Here is a 13,654-nt window from a genome sequence, read left to right on the forward strand (position 1 = left end):
GGAGCACGACGGATGTTCCAACGCGGCATACGCCGGGCACGCCTCATGTCTAATTTTCAAATTAGAGCGATTTCACTTTGAAATTGCTCTGGCGGCTGCATAAGCAGACGCCCGCCACGAAGGCGTAAGCGCAATTTATTTGCGCGGTTGTCTCGCCCGTTAGCGAGTCTTCGAGCTTTACGGGCGAGGACAGCAGAGCGAGCGGCTTAAAAACTTTGAGAATGTCAATTCTCAAAGGTAATCTGCTCTAGACGCACAAACCCCATAGGGCTTTGCGGCGACGCAGCCGCCGTGAGTCAGCGAAAAACCACATTTTTTCGCTGACGATCCTGCGAAAATTGAGAGCATAACCATGCTCGAATTTTTGCAGTCAGATACAATAAAAGCGGGCGCATCTTTAAAATCCCGCATTGCCTTTTCGGACGGGAAAGGCCGCCCGCAGGCAACGCGCGGCAGGGATTTGCGGGCAAATCCCTGCCGCGCGGCTCAACATTTTTACAGCGTTTTTCGATTGAAATATTACACAGTTCAATCGTGAATCGCTCTACCTCTACACCTGAACCGTTCTACGCCTCGGCCCGCGCGGCGGCCTTGTTCTTACGCATCATCAGCCACTGCTGGAAGATGGACAGGATGTTGTTGACCAGCCAGTAGATGACGAGGCCCGAGGGGAAGCCCAGGAACAGCACCGTGAAGATCAGAGGCAGGAACATCATGATCTTCTGCTGGGTGGGATCCGTGGCCGGGGGGCTCATCCTCTGCTGCAGGAACATGGTCAGGCCCATGATGACCGGCGTGATGTAATAGGGATCCTTGGCCGAAAGGTCGGCCAGCCAGAGCTTGTCCGTAAAGGGCAGATACATGATGAACGGCGCGTGTCTGAGCTCAATGGACGTGAGCAGGGCCTGGTACAGGCCGAAGAAGACCGGCAGCTGGATCAGAATGGGCACACAGCCGCTGGCCGGGTTGACGCCGTAGGTCTTGTACAGAGCCATGACTTCCTTGTTCATGAGCTCCTTGTTGTCCTTATACTTTTCCCTGATGGCCGTCATCATGGGCTGAAGCTTCTTCATCTTCTCCATGGACGCATAGCTCTTGGCCGTCAGGGGCCAGAACACGGCCTTGATCACGATGGTCAGCAGAATAATGGCCACGCCCCAGTTATGCACGTACTTGTGGAAGAACTCCAGCAACCAGAGCAGACCCTTGGCGATGATGCTGAACATGCCCAGGTCGATGCTCTTGGCCAGCTGGTCGGACACGGCCAGCAACTGGGTGCGGTCCTTGGGGCCCAGCCAGTAGGAAACCGTCAGTTCCTTTTCCTGCCCCGGCGCGAGAAGATTTTCAGGCTCTTCAACGGCGGTGCGGTAGACGGTTTTCTGCAACAGGCCCTTGACCGTGACGTTGTTGGTTTCGCCGGGCAGCACGGCGGACAGGAAATAAGTGCTCATGGCCCCGGCCCAGTAAATCTTGCCCGTGGCCTGCACGCCCGTGCTTTCCAGGGTTTTGCTCGAAGATTCCTCGGACAGACTGCCGTCGTTGTCCCAGGCCACGCGCATGGAATCATAGCGGCCGCCGGCCGCATTGCTGGCGTCGGAGGCCACGGTGTAACTCACACGCACACTGCGGGGCTGATCCCCGGCATTGATGAGCCGGATTTTTTCCTTAATCAGATAGGAGTCCGCGTTGAAGGTCAGTTCGCGGACCACGCGCAGGTTGTCCACCACGCCCACAAGGCGCAACGCGCCCTGCTGACCGGCGTCCAGCTTCAGGTTCTGCTCGCCGCTGTCCAGCGACCACTGGCCGGTGCTCCAGGACGGCTGGCTGTTGATCACCAGACCTAACGGCGCCACAGCGGCCGTGCGTTCGTCCACCATGTTCACCAGGGGCGAATCCGGCGCGAGACCGGTCTGGAATTTTTTGAGCTTGAAGGAGCGCAGCGGGCCGCCGCCGGTGTAGAAAACAGCTTCGTACAGCGGGGAATCAACGGTCAGGTCGCGGCCGGGAGCCGGAGTGAACACGGGCAACGTCGCGGCTTTGGCGGCTTCTTCCTTGTGCTGTTCCGCCTTGACCGCCTCCTGACGGACAGCCTCCTGCTGCTGCGCCACCGCCGCCGGGTCGGGCGTCTGCACCCATCCCATGTATTCGGCCAGACGTCCCCAACCGAAAAGAATCACTAAGCACAACACAATGGCCAGAATCAAATTTTTGCTGTCTTGCATGTGGACGCTCACTCCTGGGACAGAGGCGGGACGTCGCGGCGACGCCGTGGGGGTGGAACAGGGTCATAACCTGAACCGCCCCAAGGATGGCAGCGGGCCAGACGCCGCAGCGCCAGCCAGCCGCCGCGCAACACGCCGTGGCGCAGGATGGCCTCCACGGCATAGGCGGAACAGGTGGGATAAAAGCGGCAGGCGGGGGGCAGCACCGGCGATATGCAGCGCTGATAGATACGTATGGGTAAAACGCAAAGGCCGCGCAGCAGCATTTTCATCACACCCCACCTCGGGCCGTCGCGCGCGGCAACGGCCCGGCGCCCCCAAAGGAGACGCCCTCCCACGGACCGCGACGGCTCGGAGCCGCTCGGCCCGTGGGGCGTTTTCGATTCAATCGCATGCTTCGGCCGCCCGCCCGCGCCGGGCTATCCGCCGCAGCAGCGGCAGAAATTCGGCGGTCACGCGGGAAAGGTCCAGCGCGTCACCGCCGGTATGCCTTTTCGCCACAGCCACCAGATCAGCATGGACCGGCAGGAGGTCGGAGTGCAAACGGAAAAACTCCCGCAGCAAACGCTTGACGCGATTGCGGACCACCGCATTGCCTACTTTGCGGGAAACAGCCATGCCCGTGCGCGTACAATCGCCGACATGCTCTCTCGGAAGCACAAACAGGAGGAAATGCTCGGTATGGTAACGTCTGCCCCGCTCATAACAGGCGGTAAATTCCGCCCTGCGGCGAACACGGACGTGCCGTGGAAAGGTCAGACGCGACACAAAAGCCCCCGGCGTACGACAAGGGCGGTCATACCCGTCCGGCTAGGCACTCAGGTTTTTGCGGCCCTTGGCGCGACGGCGGCGCAGAATGGCGCGGCCGCTGGGGGTAGCCATGCGGGCGCGGAAACCGTGGGTGCGGGCTCTTCTGATTTTACTGGGTTGGTATGTTCTTTTCATGACTCTGCTCCCTTCTCTTTTTTACGCACTCCGCCCGCGACAATGGCGCGGCAGGTTGCCGGACTCCGGAACTATCGGCCCGGAAACAGGGGCGGACGCGGATGCTGCGGGTTTTACCCGTGTTTCGCGCCGACGGCATACCCGCGCGGCTGCACAAAACGGTCTGAACCCTGAACGGTAAAATATATGGAAGAAGCTACATACACGCCCGCCGTCCCCTCGTCAAGCGGCGCACATGACGAGGATCGCTCCGGTCCCGGCGGAAAAAGGCGCGCGGCCGCCCGGACCGGGCCTCGACAGCCGGTCGACCTTCCGCAATGCCCGGAGAAATTTTCCGGATCAACGGGGCGTCGCAGGAGCCTTGGGCGCGACCGGGTCCGCGGGCATAATCGGCAGAGGCACGGGCGGAACCGCCACGGCGGGCGCGGGACCGCTGTACGGCGCGGCCTGCTTTGACACCACAGGCTTGTCGGCCTCGGGCGACGGCGTTGGGGAGGCCCCCTTCTTGGCGGCCGGAGCGGCGGCTGCGGGCGGCTTGAGCGCGGTGGAACCCGCCCCTGCCGGAGCCGTCCGCTGCCCGGGCTTCTGCTTTTCCGCAGAAGTCACGGCTCTGGCCGGAACGCGCCGCCGCGCGGGTCGCACGACCTTGTCGCTGTCGACAGGCAGAAGTTCCGGCACGGCCGCCGGGTCCACAAAACTCGCGCCGCCCATCCGGAGTTGGCGCGGGATCACCAGCGTATTCCAGTACAGGCGCGCTCCGCCGTCCTGAATCCAGGCTTCATCCAGGTTGACGCCGCCCGAGGGCAACCGGGCCGGAAGATGCGGCGGCAACGGCACCACCGGAGCGCCCACGGTGGGCGACGACACGAGCGGAGCCTGCGGCCCGGCAAGATAGCCCGGCGCGGCGGACGCGGGCAGGGAGCGGGATTCCACAGCCAGGACCGGCGCGGCCAGGCCCAGCAAAACAGTCAAGACAATCAACATGCGCATGAGACTACACCTCTACCCGGCTTATCGGCCCGTTCCCCAGCCACTTTAGAGCGGAACCCCCATTTCTCCGGATTTCGCGGCAATATTTTTCCGCTGCCGCTTCCGCCCCATGCTCCTTGACACCACCGTCCGGCTTGGGCAGAGTTTCCGAAATCAGCCGGGCACGAAGCTCGGGAGCAGCTAAACGGTTGCCGCGAAGACAATGCCGCCTGATATTGGACACAAATTCAAAGCCTATCCAGCTCCAAAGCCGTTCAAGAGTTAAATGCTCCGGAGCAGTTCACGCATGAAATGCGCCAACGGCTCCGCAGGGATTTGTCCGCAAATCCTTGTCACGAAATGCGAGCAGGCGGGCCTTGCTCGCCGTAAGCGGGTATTTCAAGTGTTAAATACTCTAAGGAGAAAACATGCCCACGCCCGATCTCGTCGCGGCCCCGGCCCGACTCGCCCCCTGCATCGTCCTCATCGGCATGGCCGGAGCGGGCAAGTCCACGGTGGGCGGCGTGCTGGCGCGGGAATTGGGCTGGGCCTTTCTGGACAGCGACCATTTGATTGAGGCCCTATACGGCGTACGCCTCCAGGACGTGACTGACGCCCTGGGCAAGGAAGCCTTTCTGGATGCGGAATGCACGGTAATCCGGGCCATCAAGGCCAACCGCACGGTCATCGGCACCGGCGGCAGCGTGGTCTACCGGGAGGAAGCCATGCGCCACCTGGCGAAGCTGGGCCCCATCGTCCATCTGGACCTGCCCCTGACCGTGATCGAAGAACGCATAGCCCGCAATCCCCAGCGCGGGCTGGCCATCGCGCCGGGCCAGACCCTGGACGACATCTTTCGTGAGCGGGAGGCCCTGTATGCGGCCTGGGCCGATCTGCGCTGCGACTCCCAAGGCAAAAATCCGCGTGAATGCGCCCAGTGGATCCTCAGGCATTTGCCGCCGGATCTGCTCACCGCCGATGCCTGAGCCATGCCGTTTTCACGGCATCGTCGCCATATTCCAGAGCAATTTGCGCTTAAAATTATCGCTTGACGGCGAAGTAAATTCGCCTTGCGATAATTTCGCTGTGCGGATTTCCGCAGAAAATCGCACAGCGCGTTGAGATATTTTCAATATCAAAACGCTCTAGGGCCTGTTGACACTATAGAATTTTTGTTCGCCCGCAAGGAAGATAAGCCTGTTTTGAGGGAGTGTACTCTTTTGGTACTCGACCGAAAAAGCAGGTGAAATCTGACGTAGCGAGCGGGCAAAAAGGCATAGTGTCAACAGGCCCTAGAACATTTACCACTTGAAATCCTCTGACAGGCTGACGCCCGATTGCTATGGCCGCCGCCGGGGCTTTCATCCGCTGAGCAATGGCGGAACAAACGAAAAGCGGGGCTTGCGCCCCGCTTTTCAAGATCTGTTCAATGCCGGTGGCGGCCTAGAACTGCCATTCCTTGCCGTCGTAACGGATCAGCTCGTTGAGACGGCGGGCGCGCACCTGCTGGCAGGACGCGGAAAGCGCTTCCTTCTTGCTGGCGCCGCGGCATTCATAAAATTTTTCCTGATAGCGGATAAAGCCCACATACTGCCCCGAAGCACCGGGACGCAGTTCCGTGGTCACGTTGGACGTGTCCACTTCCACGTAGCTCGCCACATAATCCTTGCCGTCCTTGCGCACTTCCTTGCTGGCCTTGGAAGGCATGACGGTGCGGGAGGCCTGGAGCGCCAGTTTGTGGCCCACCCTGTCCAGTTCGGCGCTGATTTCCGCTTCGGACTTGGCGCCTCTGGGGGCTTTTTTGGCCGAGGCTTTTTCAGCATTGGCCTTGGTCTTGGATTTGCTCTTGCCGGGGACGTCCTTGGCCGGAGCCGGCGCGGGCTCAGGCGCGGCTTCGGAGGCGGCGGCCTGATCCTGCGGCTGCGCGGCGGGGGTCTGCGTTTCGGAGTCTTCACTGCTGCTGAACCAGGCGCAGCCGCCGGTCGCAAGGCCCAGGGTCAGAATAAGAGCCAGTAAAATTCGCATGGACATACCTCATAATCAAAGCCGGGCGGCAAGCGCCGCCCGGCTTTTTCTGCAATTACGCTACACGGTCCGCTTTAGTCGAAAGAGATTTCGGTGCGGCGGTTCATGTAACGGCCTTCTTCGGTCTTGTTGTCGTACTTGAAGGACTTGCCGCGGCCGATGGCGGTCATCCGGCTGGCGGGGATACCCTGCTTCTCCAGATAGTTCTTCACGGCGTTGGCACGGTTCTGCGAAAGAACCTTGTTGTAAGCGTCGGTGCCGATCCAGTCGGTCCAACCGTTGAGGATCACGCGCTTGTTGGGATTGGCCTTGATCAGGCTGGCGGCTTCGTTCAGGATGCCCATGGCCTTGCCGTCAAGAGCATAGGAATTGAAAGCGAAGTGCACGCCGCGCAGCACGATCACGTCCTCGTCCTGGCAGAACACGGACAGCACGAAGCGTTCCACAGCGGCGTCGCTGGTGGCCAGCTCTTCACCGCGAACCACGACGGAACCGGGGTTCATGGCGGCGATCTCCTTGATCACGGCTTCACCATGGGGGGTGTCGGCAAAGGAGATGATGTGGATGACCATGTTACGCTGGCTGGCATACAGCTGGCGGGCCACTTCCACGATGTCGCTGCCGCGGTTGTTGTCGCCGTCGGTGACCAGGATGAGAGCGGCGTCGCGCTTCATGCTGGAGATAAAGGGTTCATACTTCTGCAGGCCGTTGCCCATGCTGGTCATACGGCCGAAGATCTGGAAGCCGGAGCGCAGCTTGTCGATGCCGACGCTCATGGCGTTGCGGTCCCAGGGGCCCTGGGCGATGATCATGCCGTTGGGCGAGATGGTGTGCAGACCGCCGTTATAATCCAGGGCCGGAATGGCCGCGTTCACGCGCTGCAGCACATTTTTGGCCACAACGATTTTATCCTGTTTAAGCTGCTTGTTCTGCATCATCATGGAACCGGAATAGTCCACGACGAAGTCGAAGCTCTCGATTTTTTTGTTGCACGCCGGCGTGGCGGCGACCGCCGCGACGGCGTAGCTCAGTACAAGAGCAGCCGCAAGAACAAGAAGACGAACTGATTTCATAGTGCCTCCCAAAACGTTGTTGTGTGTCGTTGAATTACCGTCAACATACAGTAAATCACGGTTTGCCCGCCATATTACCGGCTCGTTGCCGCGCAGGCATGGAGACGATAACTGCCTTTTCCATAACCAGATTCAGGAAAAACCGCAAGCCGTAATGTGGGAATTCCGGGCGATTCCGGACGCGCGGGAGGTCCGGACGCGACCCGGCACATCGGCTAAACGTTACGGACTGTGCGGGATGCTGGACAGTGCGGCGCGGCTCGGGCATACTTTCTTTTAGAAATAAAGGAACCCAGTCATGCCCGCATTGACCTTTTCCAAATGGAGCCCCGGCGGCAACACCACGCTTTTTTTCCCGGCCGAGGGCAAAAGCGCCCCCGAACAGGCGCGCCTGGCCCGTCTGGCTCTGGACCCGCAGCATCTCGGCGGCGAGCAGGCCGGTTTCGTGGACCCGCGCGAACAGCGGCTGCGCATGGCCGGGGGCGAATTTTGCGTCAATGCCAGCCGGGCCTTCGGCGCGCTGCTGGCCTTCTGCGAACACGAGCACGGGGCCCGTCAGGCGGCTCTGGAGGGTCTGCCCGAAACGCCGCGCGACGGCACAGCGGAACAGCACTATGAAATACGGGTTTCCGGCTGGCAGAGCCCCGTGCGCCTCGCGGTGCGCGGCAGCTGCCCGCACTGGGAAGTGGAGGCCGTGCTGCGCTTGCCCGCCTGCTCCATGCGGTCTCTGGCCGAGGGCCTGACCCTGGTGCGCCTGCCGGGCATTGTCCATGTGCTGCTCAATGCCGCCCTGCATCCCTTTCCCGAGGACTGCGACACGGCGGCGGCCCTGCTGCGTCGGCGTTGCGGACTGGACGGGGAAGCCGCGGTAGGGGCCATCTGGTGGCGGGAATGCCAGGGCCAGCTGGACATGCTGCCCTTGGTCCATGTGCGCGACGCGCAAACCACCTGCCTGGAAAGTTCCTGCGGTTCCGGCGCGCTGGCTCTGGCCCTCAGCCTGTCCCGCGCGGGCGGGCGGCGCGATTTTTCCATCATGCAGCCCGGCGGCTCGGCCCTGGACGTGCGGCTGTTCAACGAGGGCGAGGAACGTCTGGCCGCTGTGGACGGCCCGGTTTCTCTGGTGGCGCGGGGGCAGGTCTGGCTGCCTGACGACGCGGCGTGAGCGCGACGTGGCCCGGACTGTGACGCGACCCCTGCGCGAAGGCTTCACCACCGGCACGGCGGCCACGGGCGCGGCCTTGGCCGCGCTCACCCTGTTGCGCACGGGTCGCGCGCCCGACAGCGTGGACGTGCCCCTGCCGCCCTTCGCGCCCGCCGCCGGGGAAGAATCTTTCGCCGGGCGCGGCCCGCGCGGCCGGTGCGTTCTGCCGGTGGCGGACTGCGCGCCGGGCCCGGCGGCGGAGCTGATTCCGGATTTTCTCCCGGCTCCGGCACAGGCCGCCGGAGCGGCCCACGCCTCCATCCGCAAGGACGGCGGCGACGATCCGGACGCCACCTCGGGCGCGCTGATCACGGCCAGCGTATTGCTGCGCGATTGCGAAGAACCTCTTTTGGCACCGGACGATCCCGATTTTACGCGCATCGAGGGCGGCCCCGGCGTGGGCCGCGTGACCCTGCCGGGCCTGCCCCTGCCCGTGGGCACAGCGGCCATTAATCCCGTGCCCCGGGAGCAGCTTCGCTTCGCCCTGGGCCGTCAGGCCGCGCGCCCGGTTCCCGGACGCGGCCCCTGCCCGCCTCTGACCGTGATCATCAGCGTGCCGCAGGGCGCCGAAATCGCCCGGCATACCTTTAATCCGCGCCTGGGCATTGTGGACGGCATTTCCATTCTGGGCACCCAAGGCACGGTCCGCCCATACAGCCACGCCGCCTGGCGCGCCACCATCGAACAGGGCCTGCATGTGGCCCAGGCCACGGGATGCCGCACAGTCTGCCTTTCCACCGGACGGCGCTCGGAGAAACTGCTCATGGCCCGCTACCCCGAGCTTGCGCCCCGGTGTTTCGTGCAGGCTGCCGATTTTGCGGAATTTTCCCTGCGCGCCGCCGGAGCTCTGCCCTTCGAGCGGCTGGTCTGGGGCTGCTTTTTCGGCAAACTGGTCAAGCTCGCCCAAGGCCATGCCTATACCCACGCCCGCGACGCCGAGCTGGATATGGCGGCTCTGGCGCATCTCTGTAATGAGGCGGGCACGGCCTGCGCCCCGGCTGTGGCCCGTTGCGTGACCGCATCGCACGCCCTGGAACTGTTGCTGGCCGACCCCGCCGGATCGGATGCGCTGGCCGCCGTGATCCGTCGGGCGGCCCAAACCGCATGGGCTTTCGCGGGTCGCCCCGTAAGCCTGCACCTTTTTCACACTGACGGCAGGGAATTGATGGCACTATGAAAAAGCAGATTGTGCTTCCCGGCATTGCGTTCACGGAAACGCCCCGGCCCACGGACGCCGCCGTGGATACGGTGGACGCGGAAGACCGTGCCGAGGGCGCGTCCCCGCAAGCTGAAGCGATAAAAGAAACAGGACAGGCGGACGGCTGGCCGCCCATGGCGGACATGCTCCATTCGCTCTTTGTTTTTGAACCCACCACGCCGGAGCCCGCGCCCATCACCGTACTGGGTCTGGGCTGCGGCTGCGCGCGCGGCCCGGCGGCCCTCGCCCCGGAACAGCGCGCCCTTCTGGAAGCGGCCGACGTGCTCTGCGGCGGCAGGGAACTGCTGGCGGCCTTTGAAGCTCAGGACGGCCAAAGCGGCCTCAAGGCTCGCCTTCTGCCGCTCACCCTGCCGCTGGAACCCCTGCTCAGCCGCCTGAGCCAGATGCGTGCCGCCGGGGAACGCGTGCTGTTGCTGGCCGACGGCGACCCGCTCTTTTTCGGCATCGGGGCCACCTTGGTGCGTCAGCTGGGCGCGGAGGCCGTGCGTCTGATTCCGGCGGTCAGCTCCCTGCAGCAGGCCTGCGCCCGCCTGGCCCTGCCCTGGCACAAGGTCGTCTGCCTCTCCCTGCACGGCCGGGACGACCTGGGCCCGCTGAATGTGGCCGTGGCCAAGGACGCGCCGCTCTGCATCCTCACCGACGCCCGCATGACCCCGGACGTGCTGGCACGCCATCTGCTGGACCGGGGCGTGGACTGGTTCACGGCGCATATTTTCGAGCGCATGGGCGCGCCCGACGAAGCCCGGCATCAGTTGAGCCTGGCCGAGGCGGCCTGTCGCACTTTCGGCCCGGCCTGCACCCTGCTGCTGATCCCCGGCGAGCTCCCGCGCAGGCCGCACCTGGGCCTGGACGCCGAGGAGCTGGCCGTGGAAGGCAAGCTGATCAGCAAAAAGCCGGTACGCGCCGCCGCGCTGTCCCTGCTGCGCGTAGGGCCGCGCCATGTGGTCTGGGATATCGGCGCGGGTTCCGGGGCCGTGGCTCTGGAAGCCGCCGTGCTGGCCCATGAAGGCCGGGTGGTGGCCGTGGAGCGCAGCGCCGGGCGGGCCATGAGCATTCAGGAAAACCGCCGCCGCTTCGGGGCCGCCATTCTGGACGTCTGCCTGGGCCAGGCCCCGGAATGCCTGCCCTCCCTGCCTGATCCGCAACGGGTCTTCATCGGCGGGGGCCTGTCCGGCGAGGATGCCGAGGATATTCTGGGCCATGTCTGCCACCGCCTGCCGCCCGGCGGACGTCTGGTTGCCAGTTGCGTGCTGCTGGACACCTTCTGCCTCTGCCGCCGCTTTTTGGAAGGTCTGGACTGGCCCTTGGAAATTATGCAGATTCAGGCGTCCGAGGCCCGCGAGCTGGCGGGAGATCTGCACCTGGCGGCCCTGAATCCGGTTTTTCTGCTGGCCGCGCAGAAACCCGCGTCCGGCGGGAAGTAAAACGGACGCGCCGCCAGGAGCTGTTTCTTAATAAGGATGTTCGTTCTCCGCCAAGAAAGCGAGTCCCGGGCGAAGGGAGTATATTCAAACCCGGCCTTCGCACGGGGCGAGCCTGACGCCGGCAGAGGGCGAAAAGGAGCATTCATGCCGAGCACGCACACAAAGTCCGAAAACGCGAAAACAGGCATGGTTTTCTTTGTGGGGGCCGGGCCGGGCGACCCGGAACTGCTGACCCTCAAGGGCCGCAAAGCTATTGAAGGAGCCGGGCTGGTGCTCTACGCCGGTTCCCTGGTGCCCCCGGAGGTGGTGGCCTGCGCCGGGCCGGACGCGCGGGTGGCGGATTCCGCGCCGCTGACCCTGGAAGAATGCCATCAATTGGTACGCGAGACGGCCCTGGCCGGAAAGGACGTGGCCCGCGTGCATACGGGTGACCCCTCATTATACGGAGCCCTGCGCGAACAGATCGCCCTGCTGGAACGCGACGGCATCCCCTGGCAAGTGATCCCCGGCGTCACGGCGGCCTGCGCGGCGGCCGCCGCCGCAGGCGTGACCTTTACCGTGCCGGAAGTGACCCAGAGCCTGATGATCAGCCGCATGGAAGGCCGCACTCCCGTGCCGGAACGCGAACGCCTGGCCGCCCTGGCCGCGCACAGGACCTCTCTGGCCGTCTATCTCTCGGCCCATTCCGCCGCTGGCCTTCAGGCGGAACTGGCCCGCAGCCTGCCCCCGGAAACGCCGGTGCTCTGCGCCCATCGCGTGGGCTGGCCGGACCAGCAACTGCACTGGACCACCCTGGACGGCCTGGCCCGTTGCGTGGAACAACACGGCATCACCCGCCAGACCGTTTTTCTGATCCTGCCCGGCGAGTTGGAAAAGGGCGCGGCCTCGCGCCTGTACGCGGCGGACTTCAGCCACGGTCGGCGGCAGGAAAAAGCATAGCGCCCGGCGGCTGTCTCCGCCGTTCAGCGCTTTGTAAACCCGATGCTTCTCTCACTCCGCCTCCCGGCCACCGGCGGCCCGCGCCTGTCGGAATCGGCGGTAAAAGCCCTGCATGAGCCCGCCCATATATTCCAGCTTCTGGTACACGGTCATTTCGCCGTCATAGTCGAAACAGAACTGTTGTTTGCCCTCCACGGGCCGCCAGGCCGCAAAGGCCTCATCCGTGAGCGCGAAGGCGTATTCCTCCGGCGTCATTCTCGGGCTGAGCAGAAGCATAATCCCTCCTGAGTATCACACAGAACATCAACGCGCCTTCCACAGACCAGACGGCTGCGGCAGCCGGGGGAGGTTCAGGCAGATTCTGAATCTAGCAGCCGGGCAGGCGGTCGACAAGCCCGGCCTGCCCGCCGCGGCCCTGTGGAAAAACCTTTCATAAAAAATTCCGGAACTGACCGGAAATACAGTTGAAATCGCCGGTCGAGCAATATATACACGCCCGACCCTTCATATTCACCCATTTTGTCAAAAACAGGATCACGTCATGGCATGGTATACCCGTCTGGGCATGGCCCCCCGGATCATTGTTCCGGTTTCCATTTTGCTGATCGCCGTGCTGGGCACTCTGACCTGGCAGATCCAGACCAGAACGTCCGCCGCCACCCAAGAGATGGCCAGACGCGAACTGGCCGATCTCGCCACGGCACAGGCCGGTCCCATCTCCACCTTTCTGAGCGCTGCCCTGACGCAGGCCGACACCCTGGCCGGCGGCCTGGGCCAGGCGCTCAAAAGCGGCATTCCCGTTTCGCGCGAGCTGCTCGTGGCCATGCTGGAAGGGCTGCACTCCGGCAACAGCGCCGCCATCGGCTCGGGAGCGGTATGGGGGGTTTTCTCCATACAAAAAAAGGAGGGGCCCCCACGGCCCCTCCCATTCTGAGTGGAGATATGCTGGAACGCGGATCAGCCGCGTACCCCTTCATGTCACGGAAAGGTGATGCGTTCCGGTTATGCCGCCTGACGGCGTTCCACGCCGCGCGGCGGCTGTTTTCGCGCCTGTCGCCAAAGGCTTGGGCGCGGGTGGGTCGGCGCGTTATTGCGCGGGCGCGTCCGGGCTGGTCTGCACCAGCGCCAGTGCCAGGCGCGCCAGAGAGCTGCCCGGCGCGGCGCGCCCGCCGCGCAGCCGGTTGCGTACAAAACCGGCCATATCCAGAGCCAGGGCCGCGTCGTCGGGGACAAAGCGGCTGGCCTTTTTATTGTCTTCTAAAATGGCAAGATAACGCGTGAGCCGGGCCAGTTCCAGTCTGGCCTCGGGGTCGGCGTCATCCTGCGCGGCCTTCGCCGTTCGGGATGCGTCAGTTATGATTAGCGACATGTCCATTCCTCCCTGAATGGATCACTGCTTCCCTGCAACGGGGTGGTCTGATCCGCCTCCTTACGTTTGGTGTTGCGTTCTCCCCTTTCCCCACTCAACAGTATTCTTATCGGCCCGCCGGAAGCGGTCATTAGGGCGGATAAAAAAAATTTATAAAAATTATTTTGACTGAATATTCAAACAAACCGGGCCCTGGCGGCCTATAAAGGCATATGAAATTAGACGGTTGCCGGGTGGCCGCGCTTGCCACGTCGTTCATTCGCGTTTA

At 63.5% G+C, this 13,654-nt stretch carries 15 protein-coding genes; 6 read left to right on the top strand and 9 right to left on the bottom strand.

The genetic code is table 11. From position 1 onward, the window contains the following. Positions 1 to 566: 566 nt before the first annotated feature. The 5 genes from yidC to AXF13_RS11065 form a co-directional block, all read right to left on the bottom strand. A complete protein-coding gene (yidC, locus tag AXF13_RS11045; protein ID WP_062253278.1) occupies positions 567 to 2,222 on the bottom strand; it encodes a membrane protein insertase YidC in 1,656 nt (551 codons plus the stop codon). Positions 2,223 to 2,230: 8 nt separating this feature from the next. Next, entirely contained in the window at positions 2,231 to 2,494 is a 264-nt protein-coding gene (yidD, locus tag AXF13_RS11050; RefSeq protein WP_008681905.1) for a membrane protein insertion efficiency factor YidD, read from the bottom strand. Between the two features lie 112 nt (positions 2,495 to 2,606). Then, entirely contained in the window at positions 2,607 to 2,990 is a 384-nt protein-coding gene (gene rnpA / locus AXF13_RS11055) for a ribonuclease P protein component (RefSeq protein WP_008681907.1), read from the bottom strand. Between the two features lie 42 nt (positions 2,991 to 3,032). Further along, positions 3,033 to 3,167: a 50S ribosomal protein L34 gene (rpmH, locus tag AXF13_RS11060; protein ID WP_008681909.1), complete on the bottom strand. Its 135-nt coding sequence runs from the start codon at positions 3,165 to 3,167 to the stop codon at positions 3,033 to 3,035. A 339-nt stretch (positions 3,168 to 3,506) separates the two neighbouring features. Continuing rightward, positions 3,507 to 4,151, bottom strand: coding sequence for a hypothetical protein (locus AXF13_RS11065; RefSeq protein WP_150116170.1), 645 nt, complete (start codon positions 4,149 to 4,151; stop codon positions 3,507 to 3,509). Positions 4,152 to 4,564: 413 nt separating this feature from the next. Between AXF13_RS11065 and thrB the strand changes: the two genes are divergently transcribed. After that, positions 4,565 to 5,122 carry a homoserine kinase gene (gene thrB, locus AXF13_RS11070; RefSeq protein ID WP_009302874.1) on the top strand — a complete coding sequence of 186 codons (558 nt, stop codon included), beginning with the start codon at positions 4,565 to 4,567 and terminating at the stop codon, positions 5,120 to 5,122. A 457-nt stretch (positions 5,123 to 5,579) separates the two neighbouring features. Here thrB and AXF13_RS11075 read toward each other — a convergent pair whose 3' ends face one another. Both AXF13_RS11075 and AXF13_RS11080 read right to left on the bottom strand, forming a co-directional pair. Continuing rightward, positions 5,580 to 6,161: a hypothetical protein gene (locus AXF13_RS11075; RefSeq protein WP_062254866.1), complete on the bottom strand. Its 582-nt coding sequence runs from the start codon at positions 6,159 to 6,161 to the stop codon at positions 5,580 to 5,582. 74 nt (positions 6,162 to 6,235) lie between these two features. Beyond that, a complete protein-coding gene (locus AXF13_RS11080; protein WP_062253282.1) occupies positions 6,236 to 7,234 on the bottom strand; it encodes an OmpA family protein in 999 nt (332 codons plus the stop codon). Between the two features lie 298 nt (positions 7,235 to 7,532). Here AXF13_RS11080 and AXF13_RS11085 point away from each other — a divergent pair, with 298 nt between their 5' ends. The 4 genes from AXF13_RS11085 to cobM all read left to right on the top strand — a co-directional run bounded on the left by AXF13_RS11085 (position 7,533) and on the right by cobM (position 12,017). Then, complete coding sequence (locus tag AXF13_RS11085) at positions 7,533 to 8,396, top strand: histidine racemase CntK family protein (protein ID WP_062253284.1); 864 nt, start codon at positions 7,533 to 7,535, stop codon at positions 8,394 to 8,396. Between the two features lie 19 nt (positions 8,397 to 8,415). Further along, the gene (cbiD, locus tag AXF13_RS11090) at positions 8,416 to 9,612 is read left to right on the top strand and encodes a cobalt-precorrin-5B (C(1))-methyltransferase CbiD (protein WP_223299907.1); all 1,197 of its coding nucleotides are present in this window, start codon (positions 8,416 to 8,418) and stop codon (positions 9,610 to 9,612) included. Further along, entirely contained in the window at positions 9,609 to 11,078 is a 1,470-nt protein-coding gene (locus AXF13_RS11095) for a bifunctional cobalt-precorrin-7 (C(5))-methyltransferase/cobalt-precorrin-6B (C(15))-methyltransferase (RefSeq protein WP_008681927.1), read from the top strand. Before cbiD ends, AXF13_RS11095 begins: the two co-directional genes overlap by 4 nt. A gap of 144 nt (positions 11,079 to 11,222) precedes the next feature. Then, the gene (gene cobM / locus AXF13_RS11100; RefSeq protein WP_062253288.1) at positions 11,223 to 12,017 is read left to right on the top strand and encodes a precorrin-4 C(11)-methyltransferase; all 795 of its coding nucleotides are present in this window, start codon (positions 11,223 to 11,225) and stop codon (positions 12,015 to 12,017) included. Between the two features lie 51 nt (positions 12,018 to 12,068). Here cobM and AXF13_RS11105 read toward each other — a convergent pair whose 3' ends face one another. Then, the gene (locus AXF13_RS11105) at positions 12,069 to 12,293 is read right to left on the bottom strand and encodes a hypothetical protein (RefSeq protein WP_008681929.1); all 225 of its coding nucleotides are present in this window, start codon (positions 12,291 to 12,293) and stop codon (positions 12,069 to 12,071) included. 265 nt (positions 12,294 to 12,558) lie between these two features. Between AXF13_RS11105 and AXF13_RS11110 the strand changes: the two genes are divergently transcribed. Next, positions 12,559 to 12,951 (top strand): hypothetical protein, encoded by a 393-nt coding sequence (locus AXF13_RS11110; protein ID WP_062253290.1) that lies wholly within the window; start codon positions 12,559 to 12,561, stop codon positions 12,949 to 12,951. A gap of 153 nt (positions 12,952 to 13,104) precedes the next feature. On the opposite strand, the gene AXF13_RS11115 is transcribed toward AXF13_RS11110, so the two are convergent. Next, on the bottom strand, positions 13,105 to 13,386 hold the full coding sequence (locus AXF13_RS11115) for a hypothetical protein (protein WP_062253292.1): 282 nt from the start codon (positions 13,384 to 13,386) through the stop codon (positions 13,105 to 13,107). Positions 13,387 to 13,654: the final 268 nt, after the last annotated feature.

The organism is Desulfovibrio fairfieldensis (assembly GCF_001553605.1).
GTDB lineage: Bacteria > Desulfobacterota > Desulfovibrionia > Desulfovibrionales > Desulfovibrionaceae > Desulfovibrio > Desulfovibrio fairfieldensis.